Source organism: Niabella soli DSM 19437, assembly GCF_000243115.2.
Taxonomy (GTDB): Bacteria; Bacteroidota; Bacteroidia; order Chitinophagales; family Chitinophagaceae; genus Niabella; species Niabella soli.
Window position 1 is genome coordinate 597,028 of sequence record NZ_CP007035.1, and the last position, 25,864, is coordinate 622,891.

Genomic DNA, 25,864 nt, shown 5'->3' on the forward strand with positions numbered 1-25,864 from the left:
TTCGTCAAAGACGAAGATCTGCGCCGATCTGCGGGAAATAATTGAGCATGAAATCGGGAATGAGGCAGGGTTTGTTTTTTTATCGCGATATTCTACAAAGACTTTTTTTACATCAATATAGCTATTTTTGAATATCCTAAATACCAACTTATGAAGCGAAAACTATTTTTTCTTTCCTTTTTTTTGATTGTTGTACAGATTGTTATTGCCCAACAGTTTCAACCCGTTTTTAATCCGAAGGAATACACTGCATTTCTGTCTATGATGCATTTTGAAAGCAGTATTCCGGATAAAGCACAAAGAGGAAAGGAAAAAGACCCCTATCAGCTGGTCTATAAATCACCTGAACTGGGAATGAAAAATCTGTGGTGGTTGTACACCAATGATTATAGTCAGGGAGTAATTGTTATTCGCGGAACGGTTGGGGATAAAGCCAGTTGGCTGGAGAATTATTATTGCCCGATGATACCGGCTACTGGAACCTTACAATTAGATGCCACAACAAAATTTGATTATAAACTGGCGGAACGGAGCGATGCTTATGTGCATGCCGGCTGGACGATCGGGATGGCTTATCTCGTTAGGGATATGCTGCCAAAGATTAAAGAGTTATACCAGAAGGGAGTAAAAGATTTCTTTGTATTTGGCCACAGCCAGGGAGGCGTATTGGCCTACCTGGTCAGCTCTTATTTATATTATCAGCGGCAGGCGGGAAACCTGCCGGCAGACATACGGTTTAAGACCTATACCAGTGCCGCGCCGAAACCGGGCAATGTGCAATATGCTTATGATTTTGAAAGCATCAATAAAGGGGGCTGGACGTATTCAGTAGTGAACAGCGCCGACTGGGTGCCGGAGACGCCCTATACCATTCAGCGGGTATCAGATATGAATGCGGTGAATCCGTTGGTAGATATTCCCAAAGTTTTAAAGAAACAAAAATTCTTGCTGCGGGTAGTGGGCAATCTTTATTACGGCAAGCTGGACCGCAAGACGAGGAAAGCGCAAACTACTTATGCGAATATTTTAGGGCATAAACTATATAAGCTGGCTATTAAAAAAATATTGCCCGGGCTCAAAGAGCCTGCCTATGCGCCTTCTATGAATTATATGCGCGCCGGCACACCCGTGGTGCTAATGCCGGATGCGGAGTATTATAAAAAATTTGGGCTGGATAAGGAAGATAAATTTGCTAATCATCATTTTGAACCGTATTATTATCTGATGCAGCAGCAGTATGGGAAGTAGGGTTTTTTTGTTCAGAAACTTTAATATTGTGCCAGACTGCTTTAAATAAAACTTGCTTAAAACTGTTTATGAATATTCTTCGATTGGCATATCTGGGCGATGGAGCCAGTGGATTGTCTTTTAAGGCGAACCAAATATTCTTCTTCATTTTGATATTGCTAAGTAGTAGTGCAGTGGCCCAAAGAGACTCGGTACAATATTTTAGCAAAGACGTTTATCCCATGAGTTCTTTGTGCTCGAAATCTCTTGTTTTAGACACCAATGGAATGTTTTTTCAGGAACGAGGGTGTGAAGGAAGTTCGACTGTATCTTTTGGAAAATATACGCTTGATAAAAATGGCTTGACCAGTTTTCATTTTATTCCATTTGATTCCGTTCGCCTGGTAAAAACCGTTTTATTCAAACCCGGTAGTACTGATAAGACAATTGATACCGTCAAGTTGGTTACACTGGAAGGCGACACACTTAGGTCCGTTCTTATTGATCTTGGTGGGTTTACAGATTCTGCGTCTAACGAAATGCGGCGATGGTTTTTAAAAATCGGGAATCGCCAGGATACGATTGGTATTAACTATAGTAAGCTGAAAGAATTTTATAAGGAAGAATATTCAAAGGAATTGCAAGGTCTTTACAATGGAAATACAATTATTGTACAAGTAAATATTCCACGAATTTTTTTTTATTATGAACAATGGAGTATTGAGTTACCTGACGATTTTCAACTGGTTCGCCGACCGTTTGGATTATATAGCGAGGATGGGCTGCATCGGGTTTACACACTGATCCACTAATCTGCTCAAAGAAATATGGCAGAGGAGCTGTCTGCGTAATCAGCGGGCTATTTTTCAATCTTATAACACCATCTAAATAACTTCCCTTCAAAATCAAAAGGGGTGGTAGCTTTAGTGATGTCTTTTATTTTATCGGTGTGTATCTTTTCTTTTTCCAGAATAAATTTTCGCGCATTAGTGCTGAAATATAACACACCGCCGGGCGATAACACCCGCAAACATTCATTGATCAGAAAAACATGATCGCGCTGAATATCCAGGATCGCTTCCATTTTTTTGCTGTTGCTAAAAGTGGGCGGGTCCATTATGATCAGGTCGTAACTGTTGGCGGACAGTTCCGCTACATATTGCAGCACATCGGCCTGGACAAAAGTATAACCTGGGGAAGCAAATTTATTTAGTGTCATATTCCGCTTTGCCCATTCGGTATAGGTGTTGGAAAGGTCAACCGTAGTCACAGCAGCTGCCTTCCCGGCAGCGGCGTAAACGGAGAAGGAACCCGTATAGGCAAATAAATTCAGGACCCGTTTTCCTTCGCTTTCCTCCCGAACCATTTTGCGGGTATTACGATGATCTAAGAAAAGTCCGGTATCTAAATAGTCGGCCAGGTTAACAATGAAATGCAGCCCGTTTTCCTGTACCTCAAATTCATTTTTTGTTGAATCGGTTTTCTGGTATTGTCCCTGCCGCCCGGTTTTCCGTTGCCGGAGTTTGGTGTAGATATGGGTTGCGGGAACAGACAATACTTCAGCAATAATAGCGGCCGTCTGCTCCATCCAGCGGTTGTGCTCCGTGTCCTCCATTCCGTGTTTGCGTTTGTATTCCGCCACATATATATGGTCCTCATAACGTTCGATGCAAACAGGAAATTCCGGCAGGTCATGGTCGTAAACCCGGTAACAGGTAATACCGGCGTTGCGGGCCTGCCGCGAGAGGTGCCGGTACACTTTTGTTAAGCGATTGCGGAACATGCTGAATTTTTCTTCGTTCAAGTTTGAATTTTTTGCGAAATTAGCCCTTTGTAAGCATGCAATATGCAATTGTAGATATTGAAACGACCGGATCCTACGCAGCAGCGAGCGGCATTACCGAAATAAGCATCCAGGTATTGGATGCGGAGGGTATTGTGGTGGATCGTTTTGAGAGCCTGGTGAACCCGGTGCAGCAGATTCCTTCTTATATTCAGGCATTGACGGGCATTAGTAATGCCATGGTGGCGGATGCGCCCTTGTTTGAGGCCATTGCGGAACAGGTTTATAAGCTGCTGCAGGATAAAATTTTTGTGGCCCATAGCGTCAATTTCGATTATTCGTTTGTGAAAAGCCAGTTGGCCTATTGCGGCTATGAGCTACATACGAATAAACTGTGCACGGTGCGGTTGAGCAGGAAAATTATTCCCGGGCATGCCTCGTATAGTCTGGGTAAATTATGCGAAGCGCTGGATATTCCTCACGTAAATAAACATAGGGCAGGAGGTGATACTGATGCTACAGTGGCATTGTTTCAACTGCTGCTGCTGAAAGATGCGGACGGGCATATTGCTAAAAGTTTAAAACGCACCTCTAAAGAGCAGGTGCTGCCGCCGAATGTGCCCAAGACCGATTTTGATCAGCTGCCCTACACGCCCGGCGTATATTATTTTCATGATGAAAAAGGGAAGATCGTTTATGTGGGAAAGGCGAAAAACATCCGCTACCGGGTCAGCAGTCACTTTAGCAATAATTCCACCACCCGCCAGCGCCAGAATTTTATGCGCCATATACACCACATCAGTTTTGAAGAATGCGGTACCGAACTGATGGCCGCGGTAAAAGAATCCACAGAAATAAAAAGATTATGGCCCAGATTTAATTCGGCTCAAAAAAGGAGAGAGGAGCTGTACGGGATCATTTCCTATGAAGATCAAAACGGCTACCTGCGGCTGGGGATCGAGAAGATGAGCCGTGGTATGTTGTTGTTAAATTCTTATCATCATCTTGAGGGGGCTAAAGCATCATTACGACAACTGGTGCATGATTTTGATCTTTGCCCGCGGCTCTGTTTTATTGGAGCGGCATTGGTTGATGAAAAAATGCACCGGGTATTGTGCAAAGGCGCCTGCGAAAAAAAGGAACCGGCTGAAAGCTATAACCAGCGGGCGCTGGAGGCGATCCGCCATTTAAAGAACCTGCCTTCTTTTGCCATTATTGACAAAGGAGTGCAGCAGGATGAACGATCCTGTATCCTGGTTTGGAAAGGCAGTTTTTACGGAATGGGATTTATTTCAGAGGAACTGCAACTGGAGCAACCCGAACAGTTTCGCGATTTTGTAACCCCATATAAAGAAAACAGCACCATTACCAATATGCTATTCGCCTATGCAAAACGCTATCCATCAAAAATCATTCAATTCAATCATATCGTTTAAATTAAAATCATGATCAAAAAGTTAGCATTGCTATTTCCATTGGCGGTATTGTTATTTGCTTTTATGCCCGTTAAAAAAAAGAAAGTCATTTTTTTTGGTGATTCTATTACGCAGCAGGGTGCCCAGCCGGGTGGATATATTACGCGTATTGAAGACCTGTGTAAGAAGGACGGCCTCTCGGATCAATTTGATTTTGTTGGGAAAGGAGTTGGCGGAAATAAAGTGACCGATCTTTTTTTGAGATTTCAGCCGGACGTGCTGGATCAGCATCCGGATATCGTTGTGGTTTATGTGGGAATCAATGATGTATGGCATAAGACCTCTTCGGGCACCGGAACGGATTTTGATAAATTCGGAAAATTTTATGATGCGATCATTTCCACATTAAAGAAACAGGGGATCCAGCCCATTATCTGCACCCCATCGGTAATAGGGGAGCGCAACGATTTTACGAACCAGCAGGACGGCGACCTGAACCTGTATGCAAAATGGATCCGCGAGTATGCGGCAAAAAATAATGTGCCGCTGGTGGATCTGCGTAACCTGTTTTTAGACTACCTGCGGCAGAATAATCCTACAAATGCCGAGAAGGGGATCTTAACGGTAGATCGCGTGCATCTGAACGAAAAAGGCAATCAGCTGGTGTCGGAAGCAATGTGGAAAGCGATCAAGCAGTTTAAATAAGCGATCGCCAGCCGGGAAGTCGGGAAAACGGGAAATCTTGGGCCTTACTTCTGGTTTCCGCCTTGCCACAAGGCTATGCGAGGCCCGTCCGTACCGGCCCAGGCGGACGTCCTTCGCCTCGCATCCTTATTTTATCGCCTCCGGCGATTTTGGTGAAAGCGGGAAGGGTTGGTTAATCACTTCCCGCCTTATCGTCTTCCCGGCTACCAAAGGTTCTCTTATAGCGCTTCAATAAGGTAATAATTCTTCTTCCCTTTTTGCAGCAGGATGTATTTTTCGTGTAATAAATGAGCGGTAGTCAACTGTTGCTGTGCCTCATTTATTTTTTCGCGGTTTACACTGATGCCGCCGCCCTGCACCAGTTTGCGGGCTTCGCCTTTGCTGGGCGCAATTTTGGTATCCGCCAGCAGCGTAACAATATCAATCCCTTTTTCCAGCTCTGTTTTTGCAAGGGTTGCTTTCACCACGCCTTCCATTCCCTCCAGGTCTTCAATGCTCATTTCGGAAGCAGGTTTGCTCTGGTTGGCAAAAAGTTTTTCTGTAGTGACGATTGCTTTTTCATACTCGGCAGCGCCATGCACAAAACTGGTGATTTCCTTTGCCAGCGTTTTTTGCAAGAGCCGCTCCGCGGGATTTTGCTGATGTTTTGTAATGAGCTCTTCAATGATGGGCGCCTCTAGGAAGGTGAATATTTTAATCCATGTAACCGCATCTTCATCGCTGGTATTCAGCCAGAACTGGTAGAACTGGTAAGGCGAGGTCTTTTCCGGATCCAGCCAAATATTTCCCTTTTCTGTTTTGCCGAATTTCGCCCCGTCCGCCTTGCGGATCAGCGGGCAGGTAAAGGCAAAAGCTTCTTTTGATGCTTTACGGCGAATAAACTCAGTTCCCGTGGTAATGTTGCCCCACTGGTCGCTGCCGCCCATTTGTAATTTTACATCCTGCTGGGTAAACAGATGATAAAAATCAAAACCCTGCATGAGTTGGTAGGCAAACTCGGTGTAGCTGATGCCCACTTCCCCTTCAAACCGCTTTTTCACACTGTCCTTTGCCATCATATAGTTAACGGTAATATGCTTGCCGGCATCTCTTAAAAACTCCAGGAAACTGATGCCTTTGAACCAGTCATAGTTGTTTACCATTATAGCCCCATTGGAGCGGGAGGGGGTAAAGTCGAGGTATTGTTCCAGTTGTTTTTTTATGCCTGCGATATTTGCGGCCAGGGTGGTTTCGTCCAACAGGTTGCGTTCTTCGCTTTTGCCGCTGGGGTCGCCGATCATGCCGGTAGCACCACCCACGAGCACCACGGGTTTATGTCCCGCCTTTTGCAAATGCACCAATAAGAGAATAGGAACCAAACTGCCAATGTGCAGACTGGTGGCAGTGGGATCAAAACCGATATAGCCGGCGGTCATCTCCTTATTTAGCTGTTCCTCCGTACCCGGAATCATATCCTGGATCATCCCTCTCCAACGCAGTTCTGCAATAACATTCATAGTAAACATTTTTTAAAGGCGGCAAATTTAAGCGATTCCACCCTTTCTCATTTCCAATTTCTTATTTCGGGTTCCTCTTTCCGCCTGCACGAGTTCCCTCCCCAGCTTCGCAGGCGTCGGGATGACGCGTTTTATTAGTTTAATATTCTCTCATTTCCACATCTTCACATTTCCACATTCTCACATTTTCAAATTTGCATTCCTCGAAATATATTTCCCGATCACATCAAACTCCAGATTCACCTTGTCGCCCGTTTTCAGTTGCCGCATATTGGTATGGTCAATAGTGTAGGGGATGATGGCCACGGTAAAAGTAGTTGCTGTAACATTGAATACAGTCAGACTGATCCCGTTCAGGCATATTGATCCTTTTTCAATAACCAGTGGTGCAAATGATTCATCGAACGCAAAGGTAAACTCCGTGCTACCGTTTTTTTCAACAACGGCGGCACAGGTACCGATGCCATCAACATGGCCCTGGACGATATGGCCATCGATCCGCCCATTCAGGATCATGCACCGTTCCAGGTTTACCAGGGTGCCCGGCTGCCAGGCCTCCAGGTTGGTAACGCTCAATGTTTCGGCAATGGCCGTTACCTGGTGCGTACTGCCTGCTATGTTCTCAACGGTCAGGCACACACCATTATGACTAATGCTCTGATCAACTTTTAACTCCTGGGAAATGGCACTTTCGATTTGAAAAGTGACATTAGTTCCATTGGTTTCCCTGCTTTTTACCGTACCCACGGCTTCAATTATACCTGTAAACATGCCCAAATTTCCGTTACGGAAAGCAAGCAGCCAAATATGAGGGCAAATTGTTAGCCGGGAACCCGGAAAAGCAGAAAGCTTTTGTTTTAACGGCTTTTGACTTACCGTCTTTGATTTCTTACCGGCAATTCATCGCGGTGCAGCGTCTTTGCGGTTAAGAAGGAGCCATTGAAGAAAAAAGATATCAGAAAGAATGAATTATATATTTTTCCCGTATCTTTGCAACCTCAAATTCTTAAAGGAGGTATAAATTATTTTATGTTAATTATTGATTCTAAAGACTGCGAAAACATTGACAAGGCTTTAAAGAAGTATAAGAAGAAATTCGAAAAGTCAAAAACTTTGTTGCAATTACGTGAGCGTCAGCATTTTACAAAATCTTCAGTAAAAAGCCGTACACAACGTTTAAAAGCCATTTATCGCCAGCAGATCGCAAGCGGAAAAATAGAATTATAAAATATTTTATATTTTGTATAATATTGTAACCTCAGGTTTTCCTGGGGTTTTTTTATGGATTCAACGCTTTCTGACCATATAAAGGCCTTTGTTGGCTATTTGCAATTCGAAAAACGGTATTCGAAACATACCATTATCGCTTATAATACTGATCTAGAGGAATTTTCGGCTTTCGTTACAAAGGTATTTGATGCGCCTCCGTTAGCAGAAATTACCTACCAGATCGTGCGCAGTTGGCTGGCCGGGTTAATGGACCACGAGATCACCCCACGAACAATTAACCGTAAGATCTCCACTCTTAAATCATTCTTCAAATACCAGATAAAAATGGGGATGATTCGTGAGAATCCTATGTTTAAAGTAGTGGCGCCCAAAGTAAGTAAGCGGTTGCCTTCTTTTATTAATGAGCAGGATATAAGTAATTTGAACGAAACCCTGTCGCACGCCACGGAAGACTGGAAAAGCCTGAATGCCAAAATGCTGATTGAACTGTTTTATGGAACAGGTATGCGTTTAAGCGAACTACTGCAGTTGAAAATGAACCAGGTCGATTTTTCACGCAAACAGGTAAAAGTGCTGGGTAAAGGAAATAAGGAACGGATCATTCCGCTGAACCAAACGCTCCTGGAGGCAATTCTCAATTACGCGGAACTTAAAAAAAAGCATTTTGAAGGCCCGCCGGAAGAGCTGCTGATTACCGAAAAAGGTAAAAAGATGTACCCCAAATATGCATACCTGCTGGTGCGAAAATATCTTTCAACGATCCCAACCCTTGATAAAAAGAGCCCCCATGTGCTGCGGCACAGTTTTGCGACCCATTTGATGAATAACGGCGCCGAAATAAAAGCGGTAAAAGACCTGCTGGGACATGCCAGTCTGGCCGCCACCCAGATTTATACCCATAACAGCATCGAAAAGCTGAAAGATGTATACAAGAATGCTCATCCCAAGGCCTAGCAGGCGGGTTAAAAATATCAACTAAAAATTAGCAAATATTTTTAGGTATCGTTTTCATTTTTGATTAACTTTAATCGGAGTATTTCAGGTCTTTGAAATAGGAAAAATTTAGATTATTCACTTTTAAATTCAACTATCATGAATGTGAACATTCAAACAGTTAATTTTAACGCGGACAGGAAACTGCTGGACGTAATCGACCGTAAAATGGAAAAACTCGGTACGTTTCATGATCGGATTATCGGTTCAGTGGTGTATTTAAAATTAGACAATGTAGTGCATAATATTAAAGACAAGATTGTGGAGATCAGGGTACAGGTACCCCGACATAGTTTCTTCGTTAAAACAACCAGCAAATCCTTTGAAGAATCTTTTGAAAGTGCATTTGATTCTTTAGTTAACCAGGTAAAGCGGCGGAAGGAAAAAATGATAGCGTAACCCAATCAAACAACATATTTATTAAGGCCCCGTCTGTAATGCAGACGGGGCTTTTTTGTGCATTTATCATTCGGCTAACAATGTTTTAACTGATTCTTGGGCCTCTTTGGAGTTGTGTTTGCCGTCTGATATAAGAAGTATGAAATTTCATAGAAAGATTGCAGAAAAGGTTTATTAAAGAAATTTAGAATATAAAGACAGTTTATTTAATACATTTGAACACTTTGGCATAGTTTTATCTGTTATACAATTCAGATTTTTAATTCGAACTTTAAAACGTATGATTATGAAAAAAATAGTACCATTTATTGCGATCGTAGTTATGTTAATTGCCGTTTCATGTCGCAATACAAAAAAAGAAGATACCACGGGTACCATTTCCACTCAGGATACCCTTGGTTTAGCTGAATACCAGAAATGGAAAATGGAAAATGAGGTGCGCAACCGTATACAGCAGGAAGAAATGCAAAATCAGAATGCAGCCGCTTCTGCTCCTGCAGCCACTTCCCGCTCCAGTTCACGCAGCAGTAGCAGCCGTAGCCGCAGTTATAGCAGCGGCGGTGGCTCAGGCTCCAATGGCGGTGGCTATTCATCAGCTCCTGTAGCCCAGGCGCCGGCCCCTGCTCCGCAAAGAAAGAAAATGAGTCATACTGCGAAAGGCGCTATAGTTGGTGCTGCATCCGGTGCTATTATTGGCGCTGTTGCTAACAGGCGTAACCGTTTAGGCGGTGGCGTGGTGGGGGGCATTATTGGTGCGGCTACCGGTGCCGGCGTGGGTGCTATCGTAGATAAAAAACAACGGCAAAACAACGGCTATTAAGCAGTTTGAAAAAGTGTTAAAATAAAAGTGGCAATTATCGCCACTTTTTTTGTTGCAGGCAATACTTGGCAAAGTATTTGATTTTAAGTTACTTATTAAATAATTAAAGAACTTTAAATTATGAAAAAAATTCTAGGTTTAGCTGTGTTGGCCGCGGCTTTTATAGCTTGCAATAGTTCAGAAACAAAGACAGGCGACGCTACCGCGGATTCTGCCGGCACCCCCGCTAACGTTGTCGTGGATTCCACACCTGCTGCTCCGCCCCCCGTCCAATATACAGAGGGTGATATTATAAAAAAGGATGACGGAAAAGTATATGTTTATACCAATGGCAACTGGGTAGTGGCTGATAAAGAAATTAAGCTGGATAACGGAACAGTTATTAAGCCCAATGGGGAAGTAAAGAATAAAGAAGGAAAAACCATTGTATTGGAAGACGGCGAATACGTAAACCGCTCAGGAAACTTTTTTGATAAAACAGGTGCGGCGGTTAGCAATGCCTGGGATAAAACAAAAGAGGGTGTATCCGACGCTGCCACTGCTACCAAAAAAGGAGTAGAAAAAGCGGCTGATAAAACGGGGGAAGCAATTGAAAAAGGAGTGGATGCCACTAAAGACGCTGCTCACAAAACAGGAGAAGCAATTAAGACGGGAGCCAAAAAAGTGGGTGAAAAAACCAAAGATGTTATAAACGATATAAAGAAATAACGGACAATTTTTTGATTATGTTTTGATAATGGGGCCTGGTTTACCGGGTCCCATTTCTTTTACACTGGCCGCGAATCAGGAACGGTTTTACCATCTGACGATTACTTGCCGTTTTATCGCTTTCCCAGCTCCCAAGAATTGTTTATTTCTGCCCCATTTGTCAAAAATCAATACGCCCGACCTTGCCTCTTGGGCCAGCCAGGAACACTATCCGGCGGGGTCTGTCAATACAAAGTGCATTAAAGCCTTCTGTAGAGACCGCCTGCCAGGTTTTGCCGCCATCCTTAGAAATATCCACGCCCGTTAATCCGCAGGTAATCCATGTATTTTCATCGATCGCGCCGACTGCGCTCCGGTAACCGGCGGGCGCTATTTCGGGCAGCTTCCATGTTTTGCCTTCATCTTCGCTGTAAATAAGGGCACTATCCTTCTTTGCCGGCTGCGAAAAATCGCCACCGGCGATCATTATTTTTTTGTTTAAGATGCCCATACCATTGGCACCGGCGGTTGGCGTGCCTTGCGCAATGGGAAGTGCAGTGGTTTTTCCGGCCGCGAATAATCTTGACTGGGTTCCGCCGCTGGCAAGGAGCACCTGCCTGCCTTCAACTGCAATATTGGTTCCGCTTGCGGCAAAAAAAGCTTCTCCTTTTGCTAATGCCGGAAAATTAAATCGATTGGATGCTTCCCAGGAATCGCCTGCATTATGGGTGGCAGCAATAAACAAATGCCCTTTGACCGGGTCGCCTATCACATAACCGTGCTTATTATCTGCAAAAGCCATTGCGTCCAGGAACATGGCAGTGTCTTTATTTTCATAAACTTTTTTCCAGCTTTTGCCGGCGTCTGTTGTTTTTAAAATATAGGCCGGGCTTGCGATCGCCATTATCAGGGCTGTATGCTCATTGAGCACCTGGATATCACGGAAATCGTTGGCTTCATATCCTGGAACCTGCTGCCACTGCCAGGTCGCTCCGTTATCAGCCGACCGGCCGGTATACCCGCTGCTTCCGCTAAGCCAGATCACATTTTTATAAATGCCGATGCCGCGCGGGTTGGTGGAAGTACCTTGCGACAATATTTTAAGGGTTTGACTTTTTGCGGCATAAGTGGAAAAAATAAGGAGCAGCGCGATCGTTACTTGCCGAAACATACATGGGAGGTTTTGATGTAAAGGTACAAGGGTTCAGAGCTATTGGTGGTAGTGATTGTCTCACAGATTCCGCAGCTTTACACAGATTTTAGAAGCCTTCTGTGAAAATCCGTGAGATCTGTGAGCTCCTAACTTTCTAATCGCTACGCCCTTGCGTGAAATTTAACTGCGAAGAGGAGGCAGGCATCTGTTCCAATCCGAGAACGGCTCAATTAATTAATCTCTTCCCATTTTATGATGCTGCATCATTTTATTCTTCCATTTTTTCATAGCCTGTCCGTTGATCTGCATGCCCATACTTAAATAGAGTCCGCGGTTGGTGTAGGAGGGGCTTTCGGTGGCGTTATTAGGCTTTTGTTCCACAAAACCATGGTAGTAATTGACGTCGTTGTTAATATAAAAACCATCACACACCCGTACGCTGAAACCCAGCGAGGCATTGGCTCCGGCATCGATTTTCGTATTCATGGCCTTTTTGGTGTACACTCCGGCAAAAACATCGTCACTGTTCCTTACAAAAGTTTTGCCCCCTACGAGGAATTGGACGGAAGGCCCGATGGTAAACCGTGGACGGACCCTGCTTGCGGCATCTCCAAAAGTAAAATTGGCAAAAACAGGAATTTTAATATAATTGGCGCGTTCTATGACTTTGCTATTATCCTGCAGTTCATAGGTGCCGCCCTGGCTGCTGAAATAGGTGCCGAAGCCAACGCCTGTGTTGTTATTGAAATTATAGGTGGCTGAACGCCCCAATTCATAAGAGAGGTGGAATTTCCGGTCGCTGTTGTCCGGCCGGTTCCCTACCATCCAGCTATGCCCGATCGCGGCACGGTCGCCAATATTCCACCCGTTTTGTGCCCGGGCGGAAAAAACTCCGGTCGTAATTACTATCAATCCCAAAACAATCTTTTTCATTTTAAAATAGTTTAGTATGTATAAAACCCGGCAAAACTATGCCAGAAACCCTTTTTACCTGCAAAATATCCTGCAGGTAACTGCTGTTATAAAAAAACGGGCAAGAATACCCCCTTGGGTCCCAGGATTAAAATGCTCATTTATGCGTTTTGTGTACTGGGGATAGTTTGCTAATTTTGCAACCTTATTTTATTGAATTTTAATGAATATGATTACTATAACCTTCCCGGATGGAGCTAAGCGTACATATGATAGCGGGATAACTGCGTTGGAGATCGCCAAATCGATTTCTGAAGGATTGGCAAGAAAAGTGATTGCTGCAACCGTTAACGGTGAAACCTGGGATGCAACGCGCCCCATCCATGAGGATAGCACTGTGGTTTTACTAACCTGGAATGATGCGGATGGGAAAAAAGCCTTCTGGCATTCTACCGCGCACCTGATGGCAGAAGCGGTAGAAGCGGGTTTTCCCGGCGTAAAATTTTGGGTAGGTCCCCCGCTGGAGACCGGCGGCTTTTATTATGATATGGACCTGGGTGATCGCAAATTGTCTGAAGAGGACCTGAGCGCCCTTGAAAAGAAAATGAATGAACTGGCGAAGCAGAATAATCCTTATGTACGTAAAGAAGTGCCGAAAGCAGAAGCCATTCAATATTTTACAGAAAAAGGCGATGAATACAAGCTGGACCTGCTTAGCAACCTGGAAGACGGTAATATCACTTTTTATACACAAGGTGCGTTTACCGATCTGTGCCGCGGACCACACATCCCGGCTACCGGCATTCTGAAAGCGATTAAGCTGACCAGCGTGGCAGGCGCTTACTGGAAGGGCGATGAAAAGAATAAAATGCTGACCCGCGTGTATGGGATCAGTTTTCCCAGTCAGAAAGAGCTGGATGAATACCTGCAAATGCTGGAAGAAGCGAAGAAACGCGATCACCGGAAATTAGGCAAAGAGCTGGGCATTTTCACTATGGATGATGATGTGGGCCAGGGCCTGCCTTTGTGGTTGCCCAACGGAACCGTTGTTATTGAAGAGCTGGAAAGACTGGCAAAAGAAACGGAAGAAGACGCGGACTATAAAAGAGTGGTGACCCCGCATATTGCAAAAGAAAGCATGTATTTAACCAGCGGGCACCTGCCGTACTATGAAGATAGCATGTACCCGCCGATGATCGTGGACGGACAAAAATATTACCTGAAGGCGATGAACTGTCCGCACCATCATAAAATATTTGCGGCGGAGCCGAAGAGCTATAAGGACCTTCCGTTGCGCCTGGCGGAATATGGTACCTGTTATCGTTATGAGCAGAGCGGTGAACTGTTCGGTTTGATGCGGGTGCGCTGCCTGCATATGAACGATGCGCATATTTATTGCACCAAAGAGCAATTTGCACAGGAGTTCCGCGCGGTAAACGATATGTACCTGAAGTATTTCAAAATATTTGGTATTGACCGTTACGTGATGCGGTTATCGCTGCACGATCCTGAAAAACTGGGCCAGAAATATATTAACGAGCCCGAGCTTTGGTTAGAAACCGAAGCGTTGGTACGTAAGGTATTGGTAGAATCCAATATTCCTTTTGTGGAAGTAAAAGGAGAGGGGGCGTTTTACGGACCCAAGATCGATGTGCAGATCTGGAGCGCCATTGGGCGTGAATTTACACTGGCCACTAACCAGGTGGATTTTGCACAGGGACGGCGGTTTAAGCTTGAATTTACTACAGCCGATAACGGCCATGATGTGCCGCTGATCATTCACCGGGCGCCTTTGGGAACCCACGAGCGTTTTATCGGATTTTTGCTGGAACATTATGCAGGGAAGTTCCCGGTATGGCTGGCGCCGGTGCAGGTGAAGCTGCTGCCCATCAGTGATAAATTTTTCGATTATACAAAGGAAGTGTATAAGGCCTTACGTAAAGCGGGTATCCGCGTGGAGATCGATGAGCGCAATGAAAAAATTGGTAAGAAAATCCGCGATACGGAATTAATGAAAGTGCCTTATATGCTGGTGATCGGTGAAAAAGAAGTGAACGACCGGCGTGTGGCCATCCGCCGCCAGGGCAAAGGAGACGCAGGCATCAAAACCATCGAGGAGTTTATTGCAGGCGTTAAAAATGAAATTGAAAACAGGGCAGACCAACTGTAAGGGCGAAATATTTTTCGCACCTACAATTCGTTTCAATATTACGGGCGAAAATTTTTTCGCCCCGCGATGATATAAAATAAAAAAATGAATTTTACCGTAGCCATAGTAGGAAGGCCCAATGTGGGAAAGAGCACGCTCTTTAATCGTTTGCTGGAGCAGAAGAAAGCCATTGTGGATGATGTGAGCGGCGTTACGCGCGACCGCCAATACGGCATCAGTGAATGGAACGGCAAAACCTTTAACGTGATCGATACCGGCGGGTTTGTGCACGGCAGTGATGATATTTTTGAGAAGGAGATCGCCAAACAAGTATTGGTGGCGGTTGAAGAAGCCAGCGTGATCCTTTTTATGGTGGATGCGGCAACGGGCATTACAGACCTGGATGATTCGATGGCGCGCGTGCTGCGCCGGAGCACCAAACCTGTTTTCCTGGTGGTAAACAAGGTAGATAATAATGAACGCCTGCTGGAAGCTTCCGAGTTTTACAGCATGGGGTTTGACCAGGTGTTTTTCATCGCGTCAGCCAGCGGAAGTGGTACGGGGGAATTGCTGGATGCGGTGACGGAACTGATGACCGAAGACGTTAATATCGACGAGCATATTGCAGGGCTTCCCAAGTTTGCAATTATCGGTCAGCCCAATGTGGGAAAGTCCTCATTGCTGAATGCATTGATCGGCGAAGAGCGTAGCATTGTAAGCGATATTGCCGGCACCACACGTGATACCATTCATACGCATTATAATTTATTTCAGAAAGAATTTGTGTTGATCGATACCGCGGGCATCCGGCGGAAAGCCAAGGTGCATGAGGATCTGGAGTTCTATTCTGTGATCCGCGCTATTAAAGCAATGGATGAGGCGGATGTCTGTTTGCTATTGTTAGATGCAGAAAAAGGCATTACGGCGCAGGACCTGAACATCTTCAGCCTGGCTGCAAAAAAAGGCAAGGGTATTGTATTGCTGGTGAACAAATGGGACCTGGTAAAAAATAAACAAACCAATACGGCCAAAGAATATGAAGATCAGCTAAAGAAACGCCTGGCGCCCTTTAGCGATGTGCCGGTATTATTTATTTCCGCGACGGAAAAAACCAGGATCTTTAAAGCCATTGAGCTGGCGCTGGAAGTATATGAGAACCGTCAGCGTCGAATTCCCACCAGCAAGCTGAATGAGGTAATGCTGAAGGCGGTGGCCACTCATCACGCGCCGGTTGTAAGAGGGCATGCAGTAAAGATCAAGTTTGTAACACAGTTGCCAACAGCCGTTCCTTCCTTTGCTTTTTTCTGTAATTTTCCTGACGATATTAAGACGCCTTACCGGAATTATCTTGAAAATCAGCTTCGGAAAAACTTTAATTTTAGCGGCGTGTCCATGAGGCTCTTTTTTAGAAAAAAATAACGACTGGCTGGGGTTACTTTATCTGTATTGATGCATTATAAATAAAGACTTTATATGAAGAAAATAATTGGAATTTCAGCATTGGGGATGCTCTTGTTTTCGACCTCGTGCGGGTTAAGCTCCGGGGGGGCAAAAACAGATAAGGATTCGCTGACTTCAGACTCGTTAAGTAAGCTAACGGACAGTACTGCAAAAGCTGCATCGGATAGCGTTACTGCAGCAGGGAAAGGGGCAGATAGTTCGCTCCGTAGCCTTGGCGATTCAATAAAAGCCGATCTTAAAGATGCGGCACACAAAGTAAAAGAAGGATCGGAAGCATTAGGAGACAAAGCAAAAGAAAAAGCAACCCAGGGGATTGATGCGGTAAAAGATGGTGCAAAAAAAGTAGGTAATGCGGCTAAGGCGGGTTATGAAGCGGGTAAAGATGCATTAAAAAAATAAGGTTATTTTTTTATTTTCTGTTTGGCATCCGGCATATTATGGCTGGATGTTTTCTTTTGGAACAGATTTTGATCCGCCAGGGTGTTGATAGTAATAAAACGCATTCCGTAATTCTTTAATTGAGGTTTTATGAAAACTTTTTTATTCCCCGCTGCTATTATAGCACTTTTGATACTGGGTTCCTGTACGGGAACGGATACCGGCGCGCGACAAGGCGATGTGGATGCGCAGCGCGCTGATTCTATGTGGAAAGTACATATTGCGGACAGTGTTAACCGTGAACGGAGTGTGGTGAAGGACGTTGTTGCGGATACCGGCTCTGTTGGGGTGGAAGCGGTCACCCGTGAAATGAAAGAAGGATTGAATACGGTACAACGCGGTCTTGATAAAGCAAAGAAGATAACCGAAGCGGGATCTAAAAGTGCCAAAGGGATTGCTGATGGTATCCAAAAAACATCCGATGCTGTTCATAAAACGGTTAATGAGGCTAAAAAAACGATCGAGGGAGAATAAAACATTTTGTTTGAGTTATTGATAGCCAAAAAGGATTTATCCGAATGGATGTAGCGGCGCCAGCAGATTTGCTGCCGGAGGTTCATTCACAAAGAATCAGTAATGCAATTGGGCTTTGAGTTTACTGATCAGTCGCGTAAATTCAATATTATTTTCCAATACCTCCAGGGGAAGCTGCTTATTATCAAATTCAACAAAGTACCGGAATGAGTCGGGGTACGGTACCGGTTTAGCAGGCGAGGACCGATTGGCGGCCTTATCCATGTTTGAAAAAGCGGTTTTAACAAACTGGATTAAAGTTGCCGGATACTTTGACAGATCATCCTCGGCTGTCATGGGCTTTCCTGCAAAACCACCTGCCTGTATTAATTTCAATTTCATAATGCATTACAAGGGGTTACTAAACGCCCACATTTTTCCAGGCATCAGCGATCTCTTTGGTAACACTGTTATCCTTACCAAAAAGAATCCCGGATGTATTGATGGTAGCTTCTTTAAATTGCTCAAAGGTAGCATTAGGAGGAACCAGTTCTTTATTGGTCATTGCCTTATACCAGACCATACCCACCTTCTCCCAGGCGTATCCGCCCACATTATAGGCTGCCAGATAAAAAGCGTGGTTAGGGATGCCTGAATTGAGGTGTACGCCGCCATTGTCCATTGGATCGTCTGTATAATCCTTCATATGGGCCGGCTGCGGATCGCTGCCCAACTGGGGGTGATTCCTGTAAGCTTCGCCCGGAGCCTTCATTGACCGGATGGCATATTGCTCGCCTATCAGCGTATTTTCCCCTATCAGCCAGTCGGAGGTTTTGGCATCCTGCTTTAATGCATATTGCTTTATCATGATCCCAAATACATCCGCAAGCGATTCATTCAGTGCACCGCTCTGATCCCTGTACTCCAGGTTGGTTTCGTATTGTTGTACGCCGTGGGTCAACTCATGCCCGATGACATCAATATCGGATGTGAACGAAGCAAAGATCTTCCCGTCTCCGTCTCCATATACCATTTGTTTCCCGTCCCAAAAAGCATTCTGATAGCTTTTGCCATAGTGAACGGACTGGATCAGTTTCATTCCTTCGTTATCAATGGAATTCCTCCCGAAATGGGAAAAATAAAAAGTCCAGGTATAGCCGGCGCCGTCATAAGCCCTGTTAACGTCCTGATCCGTTGAGCTGGCTGCTCCTTCTTTGCGGACCAACTTGCCCGGAAGGCGCTCCTGGTTGCTTGAAGTGTACACTTCCCGGTAGGGCCTCGTGGCGGCTTGTTTTTTGCGAAAACCTTTCTTTGCGATCGCCATCCGCGCCTTGTTGCTCAGTTTGGAAAAAGCGATCCTTCTGCCTCTTAGCGTTTCATCAATCGTAAATTGATTTGCCTGTGCAGCAAATGTTGTTGCTTCTTTGCCTTCATCGTATGCCTCCATTAACTTCACCCGCATATAAGGCGGTATAATACAATGTTCTGAATGGAAATGCTGTTTGGACTGACACATAGTAACGTGGATTTACAAAATTTGTAAAAAAATAATTGAGGTTTAATGGTACGGGTATAGGCCCGGAAACGGGCTTTTAAAGAAATGACTTCCCCTTTTCAGGGCCAAAAATAATACCAAGATATAAATGCCTGCGGTAAAATATCCTTAATCTTAGCACACCAACGGGGGGCTGGCCTGATAAGAGAATGGTATTGAAAAGAGTAGCTGATAACAGGAAGACTCTTGCCGGGTAAAGTATCCTGAATTTTTAAAAAATGATTGTTTCATTTTGCGCAGGTTACCTGTTTGAATAGGCTGAATAAACACGCGGCCGGAGCCAATCTAACCATGTTCAACCTTGTTATAAACACGATGCTCCTAGCGATGGTATTTGCGTTGAAATTATCGACTCTGGTATCTATGATCGCGCCGTCTGGCGCTATGTGTTTTTAGAAAAAGTATTACATTAGTATTCCGGCTCCAGCGGAGTCGCGTAAACTTTAGACATATGGCTAACACCTTTTCACAAATCTATCTTCAATTTGTATTTGCAGTTCAGGGAAGACTGAATCTGATTCCTCCACGGCATAAAGAGTAGCTACATAAATATATGACTGCGCTTGTACAGGCCCGAAAGGCCAAAATGCTCGCTGTTCACTGTATGCCGGACCATATTCATTTGTTTGTTGGTTTTAAGCCTTCCGTCTTAATATCCGATTTTGTGAGGGAAATTAAAGTACAAAGCAATGAATTCATCCGAAATAAGAAATGGATACGGAGCGCCTTTAACTGGCAGGAAGGGTATGGTGTGTTCTCCTACGGGCACTCGCAGATTGATGCTGTTTGCAAGTATGTGCTGAACCAGGAACAACATCATCAAAGAAAAACTTTCAGAGAAGAGTACCTTGAGGTTTTAGAAAAGTTCGCTATCCCGTTTGAGGAACGTTATTTATTTAACTGGAATGAATAGACACGGGGCGTCCTACGGAGCCCGATCCTCCATGCTAATTTGTGCTATAAACACGATGCTCCTAACGGAGCAATGGTATCCGTGTTGAAATTGCCGACTTGGGTATCAATGATCGGGCTGTTGGTTACAACCTGTTTATCGAAAAATGCTGAATGTATATTCCGGCTTTGCTGGCGCCATTCTGCCTATGTTAAATTATGTTATAAACACAATGTTCCCGACGGTGCAAGGGTGCCTGTGTTGAAATTGCCGACTTGGGTATCAATGATCGGGCTGTTGGTTACAACCTGTTTATCGAAAAATACTGAGCGTATATTCCGGCTTTGCCGGCGCCATTCTGCCTATGTTAAATTATGTTATAAACACAATGTTCCCGACGGTGCAAGGGTGTCCGTGTTGAAATTGGAGACTCTGGTATCAATGATCGGGCTGTTGGTTACAACCTGTTTATCGAAAAATGCTGAATGTATATTCCGGCTTTGCCGGCGCCATTCTGCCTATGCTAAATTATGTTATAAACACAATGTTCCCGACGGTGCAAGGGTGCCTGTGTTGAAATTGCCGACTTGGGTATCAATGATCGGGCTGTTGGTTACAACCTGTTTATCGAAAAATGATGAACGTATATTCTGGCTTTGCTGGCGCCATTCTGCCTATGTTAAATTATGTTATAAACACGATGTTCCCGACGGAGCAATGGTATCCGCATTAAAATTATTGGCGCTATGATCGCGCCGTCAGGCGCTGCGTGTTTATAGGAAAAATGCTACATTAGTATCACGGCTCCTCTGGAGCCGCGTAAATCTTACAGATATGGCTAATGCCTTTTTTCAGATTTATCTTCACTTTGTATTTGTCGTACAGGCGAGCGAAAATACCCTCCTTATTTATTAAAATCAGGGTAAGGAAATCCCTTGCCGGTTTCGCAAAGAAACTTCAGGCTCCGGAAGAAAAGCCCCCAGTCATGGGTGCAGGAAGCGAATTCCGGCGTATATGCTTTCCACCCGTCATGATGAAAGAACAGCACGGTTCCTTTTTTATGAGGTTCTAATTCAAAGGTAAGTGTGGTACCCACCCAATCTTCGAAGGCTTTTAAACAGCGCCACTGAACTTTGCTATAAGGCTCGAGCGTTTCTATTTTCATCTCTTTAAAATAGTCGGGGCCAAAGGCAAATCGCGCAATACTTCCCACCTCAGGTTTTGCTTTTGTATCAGGTGTCCACCATCCTGCAAGGCCTTTTTCTGTTGTAAGCGCTTCATATACTTTTTCCGCCGGCGCTTCAATAAGCAGCCGGTGACAAATACTTTTGGTGGTTGCTGCGTTGAGATCATTTAGCGAGGAAGTGAGAACGGATGCTGCAACGGCCTCTTGAGGCGTGGGCCGGCCTTTGCCCGTTTCAATAAGTTCCTTTAAGCTATCTTGTATGTAATGCGTCCAGGCGTCATGGCACACTTTAAAACACTCGTATTCGGGTACGAGTCCGATGTGTGTAAACCTTATGCCGGTCTTACCCTCTTTTTCAAAAATTTCAAACTGAATATGCGTGTTTTTCCATTCCGTTTTATCGGTGGTAAATTTAAAATAGTTATCCAGCACCTGCCAAACCACTTTTTTACCGGGCACCGATTCAATGATTTTTATTTTTGCGCGATGTACATCCTGGTAATGATATAAGAATGTGCTGTTAAGCTTATCGGTATCGCCGTCGATGTTTTCGGACCACCAGCCCCGCACATTATTAATAGCATCAAAAACCTTTTGAGGGGTGGCGTCAACGAGGATGGTTGTTGTGAAATCTTCTTTTTTCATAAATCTATATTTTTATTAAAAACAAATGCGCCTGTTATTGGCTGTCTTCAGATTCAAAATTACCAATAGCTGCAAATGATGTGCCGGTGTGAAATGGACTTTCTATCTGGGCAATTTAGACAATATAAATACCGGTATATCTGCATTTAAAGAAGTATATTGGCTGATATAATACCGCTGTTATGAACAAACGATGGGACTTGCGTACTAAATTGTTTTTTAGTGTTTGTTTTTTTTGTTGTGCGATGGGAAGTGTTTTGCTTGAGGCGCAGCCGGTCGCTAACCCGGATAAGGCTTCTATAAGTGTAGCGCTTAAAGAAGTCATTGGGCCAATGCGACCGGTATGGGCCTGGTTTGGCTATGATGAACCCAATTACACCTATATGAAAGATGGGAAGCAACTACTCTCCGAACTGGCGGCTTTGTCGCCTGTGCCGGTCTATGTGCGGTGTCATAGTTTGCTGGTGACAGGAGACGGAACTGCTGCATTAAAATGGGGATCAACGAATGCTTATACCGAAGATGCGCGGGGCAACCCGGTTTATCACTGGGCGATCATTGACAGCATTTTTGATACCTATATAAAAAGAGGAATGAGGCCGCTTGCGCAAATTGGTTTTATGCCGGAGGCCTTGTCAATACACCCCGAACCTTACCGGCATCATTGGAAACCCGGAGATCCTTATGAAGACATCATGACCGGCTGGGCCTATCCCCCGAAGGATTACAATAAATGGGAGCAACTGGTGTACGAGTGGGTTAAACATTGTGTTGCCCGTTACGGTGCAAAAGAGGTGGCCTCCTGGTATTGGGAAGTATGGAACGAACCCAATGGTTACTGGAAGGGAACAATGGAAGAGTATTTTAAATTGTATGATTATACTGTTGCGGCGGTGAAACGGGCGTTGCCTGAAGCCAAAATTGGAGGGATAGATATTGCGGGAACAGCCAGTGCCAACGCGCAAAAATGGTTGCAGGCTTTTGTTAAACATTGCCTTTACGAAACAAATTATGCAACAGGAAAAACGGGCACACCTGTTGATGCTATTCTGTTTCACGCAAAAGGAGCGCCAAAGCTGGTGGATGGACATGTGCGGATGAACATGGGCACCCAGTTGCGGGATATTGAAGCGGGATTCAAATTTGTTGCGGCTTACCCACAATTAAGGGGCCTGCCGGTTATAATAGGAGAGTCTGACCCGGAGGGCTGCGCTGCCTGCGGTATGCATACGAACCCCGAGAACGCCTACCGGAACGGCACTATGTATTCAAGCTACACCGCAGCTTCCTTTGCGCGGGAATACCTGCTGGCGGATCTGTATAAAATTAATTTTAAAGGGGCGGTTTCCTGGGCATTCGAGTTTGAGGAGCAGCCCTGGTTCTGGGGATTCCGGGACCTTGCCACCAATGGAGTGGATAAACCCGTATTAAATGTATTCCGGATGTTTGGAATGATGAAGGGGGCACGGGTTGCCGTTAGTTCAGATCATTCCTATAGTTTAAGAACGGCTATCGATTCCAGTTTCAGAAAGACTTACACCGATATTGATGCGCTGGCCTGCAGTAGTGAACGTGAAGCAACGGTGTTAGTATGGAATTATCATGACGATGATATCCGGACGCCTGCAGCAACTGTAACGGTGAAAGTTAAGGGGCTGCCTGCAAAGGGCGTGCGACTGCAACAATATCAGATTGATGACACCCATAGCAACGCTTACGAAGTATGGAAGAAAATAGGAGCGCCGCAACATCCATCACAGGCGCAAATTGCAACGCTTAAGCGTTCGGCCGGCTTGCAGTTATTGAGCCCCGGGCGCTCCGTTCGGGTAACCAATGGGCAGACCGCGGTTGTCTTTCAGCTTCCGCGGCAGGGAGTAGCGCTTCTCAGGTTCGCCTGGTAGGAAAATAATATGAGGGGGTAGAGAATAATTGAAATTTGAACATAATTTTATCCATTAACAATAACGAAAGTGAAATTGAATGTTAAATCCTTTCCGGCCCGGGCATGAAAAACATAGTAGTCTCTTATAAATAAAAAAATGCAAAAATCTATATCTTTTTTTATCGGGGTCCTGGGTTTGTTTCCAGGAATGTTATATGGTCAGCCGGCCGGCTATAGCCTCGTTTGGGCCGATGAATTCAATAAAAATGGCGCACCGGATACCACGGCCTGGCGCTTTGAAAACGGCTTTGAAAGAAATAATGAATTACAATGGTACCAGCCGCAAAACGCCTGGTGCCACAAAGGGTATCTTATCATCGAAGCCCGGAGGGAACGGCGGCCGAATCCACTATATCAGGCAGGAAGCAGCGATTGGCGCAAGCGCCGGAGCACAATAGATTATACGTCGGCAAGCCTTAATACCCGTAATACCCAAAGCTGGAAATATGGCCGGTTTGTAATGCGCGCAAAAATTACAACGGCAGATGGGCTCTGGCCGGCATTTTGGACACTCGGTATTAAAAAAGAGTGGCCCTCTAACGGGGAGATCGATATTATGGAATATTACCGGGGAATGCTGCTGGCGAATATTGCGTGCGGCACCGGCGAACGTTATAAGGCAAAATGGTTTTCTGTAAAGAAACCGTTGGCTTCTTTTGCGGATAAAAACTGGAGCAACCGGTTCCATATCTGGCGGATGGACTGGGATGAAACAGCTATCAAATTATATGTGGACGATAAGTTGCTGGGCCAGGTGCAACTGGATGCATTGACGAACCCGGATGGTTTCAATCCTTTTAAACAGCCGCATTATATTTTACTAAATCTTGCCATCGGCGGTGACAATGGCGGTGATCCTTCAGGGACGCGGTTCCCCCGCCGGTACCTGGTAGATTATGTGCGGGTGTATCAAAAAAAATAATCCTATCTTAACCGCCGGAATGCTTCTGATTGCGGTGCGGAATCCGATCGTTTATTTACCGGATATTTATAATATGCACCATGCATAAAGGCGCTTTGCAATAACACCATCAATAGGTAAAAAAGAACTAAAAATAAAAAATGAAAAGAATAGTTTGCTTCATTGTTTTCGTATTTGTGCTGAACCATTCGTATAGCCAGCCGCAAAGCGATAACGGACGGGCACAATGGGTATCAAGGCTGGATAAGATCGTACGGCCGGTATTTGAAAACCTTTCCCGGAACACCCTGCACAGCAATATGCCGAAAGATATATCACCGGTCAGCGACAATCCCAAAGAAAGAATTAAGGCACAATACCTCGAGGCCCTCGGACGTGCCTTAAGCGGCATAGGACCCTGGCTGAACGGGGAAGGCGGTGCAAAAGAAGAAGTGCGCCTGCGCGATCAATACCGCCAATGGGTGCTGGTGGCAATAAAAAATGCAACCGACAGTACACAGGCAGATTATGTATTATGGAAAGGCGGGCAGCCATTGGTGGACGCTTCTTTTTTCGCCTTAGGATTAATACGGGCTCCCTGGATCTGGCAGCACTTGGATGAATCAACCAAAAAAAATGTGGTTAGTTGCCTGAAACAAACCCGCAACACCGTTCCCGGTTATAATAATTGGATCCTGTTTTCGGGAATGATTGAAGCCTTCTTCCTGAAATATGGATACGATTATAATCCCATGACCATTGAATACGGCGTGCGCACTTTTATGTATCAATGGTATGTGGGCGATGGGATGTTTAGCGATGGCGATCATTTTCATAACGACTATTATAACAGTTATGTGATCCAGCCTTACCTGAAAGAGATCATTGCTATCGCTAATGAGAAAACGGGGCGTTATAAAGCAGAACAGGAACGGCTTGCTAAAATAAACGACCGCTATGCTGAGATCCAGGAGCGCTCGATCAATGCGGATGGAAGTTTCCCAGCCTACGGGCGTTCTATTGTATACCGCTCCGGCGTATTTCATCATTTGGCTAATATGAGTTATAAAGAGCAATTGCCCCGCTCCATAGCCCCGGCACAGGTACGGGAAGCTTTATATGCCGTTATCCAAAAAACATTGGCGCCGGCCGGCACCTATGACAAAAACGGATGGATGGTCATTGGACTCAACGGGAAACAATACGGATTGGCAGACAGCTACAACAACCAGGGCAGCCTGTACCTGTGCACAGAAGTGTTTCTCCCGTTGGGGCTTCCGGCCAGTGCACCGTTCTGGAAAGATGCGCCGAAACCCTGGTCTTCAAAAGCTATATGGAACGGACAGGATTTTCACGGGGATCATGCAGTTGATTTGAAATAATGTAAAACAGAGGGGGCTGATTTCGCAGTAAAATTGTGTA

At 45.0% G+C, this 25,864-nt stretch carries 25 protein-coding genes; 17 read left to right on the forward strand and 8 right to left on the reverse strand.

All coding sequences use genetic code 11. The features are described 5' to 3' along the window. Positions 1 to 150: 150 nt before the first annotated feature. Complete coding sequence (locus NIASO_RS02460) at positions 151 to 1,248, forward strand: lipase family protein (protein ID WP_008583795.1); 1,098 nt, start codon at positions 151 to 153, stop codon at positions 1,246 to 1,248. Positions 1,249 to 1,316: 68 nt separating this feature from the next. Next, a complete protein-coding gene (locus tag NIASO_RS02465) occupies positions 1,317 to 2,039 on the forward strand; it encodes a hypothetical protein (protein ID WP_008583793.1) in 723 nt (240 codons plus the stop codon). A gap of 47 nt (positions 2,040 to 2,086) precedes the next feature. Here the strand turns inward: NIASO_RS02465 and NIASO_RS02470 are convergent, their stop codons facing one another. After that, entirely contained in the window at positions 2,087 to 3,031 is a 945-nt protein-coding gene (locus NIASO_RS02470) for a class I SAM-dependent methyltransferase (protein ID WP_157547184.1), read from the reverse strand. Positions 3,032 to 3,066: 35 nt separating this feature from the next. On the opposite strand from NIASO_RS02470, the gene NIASO_RS02475 reads away from it, so the two are divergent. Both NIASO_RS02475 and NIASO_RS02480 read left to right on the forward strand, forming a co-directional pair. Beyond that, positions 3,067 to 4,446 carry an exonuclease domain-containing protein gene (locus tag NIASO_RS02475; protein ID WP_008583791.1) on the forward strand — a complete coding sequence of 460 codons (1,380 nt, stop codon included), beginning with the start codon at positions 3,067 to 3,069 and terminating at the stop codon, positions 4,444 to 4,446. Positions 4,447 to 4,455: 9 nt separating this feature from the next. Then, complete coding sequence (locus tag NIASO_RS02480) at positions 4,456 to 5,130, forward strand: SGNH/GDSL hydrolase family protein (protein WP_008583790.1); 675 nt, start codon at positions 4,456 to 4,458, stop codon at positions 5,128 to 5,130. 218 nt (positions 5,131 to 5,348) lie between these two features. On the opposite strand, the gene tyrS is transcribed toward NIASO_RS02480, so the two are convergent. Together tyrS and NIASO_RS02490 are read right to left on the reverse strand one after the other, a co-directional pair. Continuing rightward, positions 5,349 to 6,626 carry a tyrosine--tRNA ligase gene (gene tyrS, locus NIASO_RS02485; RefSeq protein ID WP_008583789.1) on the reverse strand — a complete coding sequence of 426 codons (1,278 nt, stop codon included), beginning with the start codon at positions 6,624 to 6,626 and terminating at the stop codon, positions 5,349 to 5,351. 180 nt (positions 6,627 to 6,806) lie between these two features. After that, entirely contained in the window at positions 6,807 to 7,397 is a 591-nt protein-coding gene (locus NIASO_RS02490; protein WP_008583788.1) for a riboflavin synthase, read from the reverse strand. A gap of 168 nt (positions 7,398 to 7,565) precedes the next feature. Here NIASO_RS02490 and rpsU point away from each other — a divergent pair, with 168 nt between their 5' ends. The 5 genes from rpsU to NIASO_RS02515 all read left to right on the forward strand — a co-directional run bounded on the left by rpsU (position 7,566) and on the right by NIASO_RS02515 (position 10,776). Further along, positions 7,566 to 7,853, forward strand: coding sequence for a 30S ribosomal protein S21 (rpsU, locus tag NIASO_RS02495; protein ID WP_245605215.1), 288 nt, complete (start codon positions 7,566 to 7,568; stop codon positions 7,851 to 7,853). A gap of 54 nt (positions 7,854 to 7,907) precedes the next feature. After that, a complete protein-coding gene (locus NIASO_RS02500) occupies positions 7,908 to 8,810 on the forward strand; it encodes a tyrosine-type recombinase/integrase (RefSeq protein ID WP_008583786.1) in 903 nt (300 codons plus the stop codon). A 138-nt stretch (positions 8,811 to 8,948) separates the two neighbouring features. Beyond that, positions 8,949 to 9,248, forward strand: coding sequence for an HPF/RaiA family ribosome-associated protein (locus NIASO_RS02505; RefSeq protein WP_008583785.1), 300 nt, complete (start codon positions 8,949 to 8,951; stop codon positions 9,246 to 9,248). Between the two features lie 286 nt (positions 9,249 to 9,534). Then, positions 9,535 to 10,068, forward strand: coding sequence for a glycine zipper family protein (locus tag NIASO_RS02510; protein ID WP_008583784.1), 534 nt, complete (start codon positions 9,535 to 9,537; stop codon positions 10,066 to 10,068). Positions 10,069 to 10,188: 120 nt separating this feature from the next. After that, positions 10,189 to 10,776 (forward strand): DUF6799 domain-containing protein, encoded by a 588-nt coding sequence (locus NIASO_RS02515; RefSeq protein ID WP_008583783.1) that lies wholly within the window; start codon positions 10,189 to 10,191, stop codon positions 10,774 to 10,776. Positions 10,777 to 10,936: 160 nt separating this feature from the next. Here NIASO_RS02515 and NIASO_RS02520 read toward each other — a convergent pair whose 3' ends face one another. Together NIASO_RS02520 and NIASO_RS02525 are read right to left on the reverse strand one after the other, a co-directional pair. Further along, on the reverse strand, positions 10,937 to 11,926 hold the full coding sequence (locus tag NIASO_RS02520) for a WD40/YVTN/BNR-like repeat-containing protein (protein ID WP_008583782.1): 990 nt from the start codon (positions 11,924 to 11,926) through the stop codon (positions 10,937 to 10,939). Between the two features lie 216 nt (positions 11,927 to 12,142). Further along, complete coding sequence (locus NIASO_RS02525; protein WP_008583781.1) at positions 12,143 to 12,841, reverse strand: outer membrane beta-barrel protein; 699 nt, start codon at positions 12,839 to 12,841, stop codon at positions 12,143 to 12,145. Positions 12,842 to 13,049: 208 nt separating this feature from the next. Here NIASO_RS02525 and thrS point away from each other — a divergent pair, with 208 nt between their 5' ends. The 4 genes from thrS to NIASO_RS02545 all read left to right on the forward strand — a co-directional run bounded on the left by thrS (position 13,050) and on the right by NIASO_RS02545 (position 17,342). After that, a complete protein-coding gene (gene thrS / locus NIASO_RS02530) occupies positions 13,050 to 14,990 on the forward strand; it encodes a threonine--tRNA ligase (RefSeq protein WP_008583779.1) in 1,941 nt (646 codons plus the stop codon). An 84-nt stretch (positions 14,991 to 15,074) separates the two neighbouring features. Continuing rightward, positions 15,075 to 16,388 carry a ribosome biogenesis GTPase Der gene (gene der, locus NIASO_RS02535; RefSeq protein ID WP_025298644.1) on the forward strand — a complete coding sequence of 438 codons (1,314 nt, stop codon included), beginning with the start codon at positions 15,075 to 15,077 and terminating at the stop codon, positions 16,386 to 16,388. A 54-nt stretch (positions 16,389 to 16,442) separates the two neighbouring features. Beyond that, entirely contained in the window at positions 16,443 to 16,829 is a 387-nt protein-coding gene (locus tag NIASO_RS02540) for a hypothetical protein (RefSeq protein WP_008583775.1), read from the forward strand. 129 nt (positions 16,830 to 16,958) lie between these two features. After that, a complete protein-coding gene (locus tag NIASO_RS02545; protein ID WP_008583771.1) occupies positions 16,959 to 17,342 on the forward strand; it encodes a hypothetical protein in 384 nt (127 codons plus the stop codon). Positions 17,343 to 17,438: 96 nt separating this feature from the next. Here NIASO_RS02545 and NIASO_RS02550 read toward each other — a convergent pair whose 3' ends face one another. Both NIASO_RS02550 and NIASO_RS02555 read right to left on the reverse strand, forming a co-directional pair. Further along, on the reverse strand, positions 17,439 to 17,723 hold the full coding sequence (locus NIASO_RS02550; RefSeq protein WP_008583769.1) for a hypothetical protein: 285 nt from the start codon (positions 17,721 to 17,723) through the stop codon (positions 17,439 to 17,441). A gap of 19 nt (positions 17,724 to 17,742) precedes the next feature. After that, on the reverse strand, positions 17,743 to 18,837 hold the full coding sequence (locus NIASO_RS02555) for a M4 family metallopeptidase (RefSeq protein ID WP_008583768.1): 1,095 nt from the start codon (positions 18,835 to 18,837) through the stop codon (positions 17,743 to 17,745). Between the two features lie 592 nt (positions 18,838 to 19,429). On the opposite strand from NIASO_RS02555, the gene NIASO_RS02560 reads away from it, so the two are divergent. Next, positions 19,430 to 19,789: a transposase gene (locus NIASO_RS02560; protein ID WP_008583765.1), complete on the forward strand. Its 360-nt coding sequence runs from the start codon at positions 19,430 to 19,432 to the stop codon at positions 19,787 to 19,789. Between the two features lie 883 nt (positions 19,790 to 20,672). Here the strand turns inward: NIASO_RS02560 and NIASO_RS20485 are convergent. Further along, entirely contained in the window at positions 20,673 to 21,599 is a 927-nt protein-coding gene (locus NIASO_RS20485; protein ID WP_008583762.1) for an SRPBCC family protein, read from the reverse strand. A gap of 182 nt (positions 21,600 to 21,781) precedes the next feature. Here NIASO_RS20485 and NIASO_RS02575 point away from each other — a divergent pair, with 182 nt between their 5' ends. The 3 genes from NIASO_RS02575 (at position 21,782) to NIASO_RS02585 (ending at position 25,824) form a co-directional block, all read left to right on the forward strand. Next, positions 21,782 to 23,500, forward strand: coding sequence for a GH39 family glycosyl hydrolase (locus tag NIASO_RS02575; protein ID WP_008583761.1), 1,719 nt, complete (start codon positions 21,782 to 21,784; stop codon positions 23,498 to 23,500). 138 nt (positions 23,501 to 23,638) lie between these two features. After that, a complete protein-coding gene (locus NIASO_RS02580; RefSeq protein ID WP_008583758.1) occupies positions 23,639 to 24,463 on the forward strand; it encodes a glycoside hydrolase family 16 protein in 825 nt (274 codons plus the stop codon). 140 nt (positions 24,464 to 24,603) lie between these two features. Continuing rightward, on the forward strand, positions 24,604 to 25,824 hold the full coding sequence (locus NIASO_RS02585; protein WP_008583757.1) for a DUF2264 domain-containing protein: 1,221 nt from the start codon (positions 24,604 to 24,606) through the stop codon (positions 25,822 to 25,824). The last annotated feature ends 40 nt before the right edge of the window (positions 25,825 to 25,864 follow it).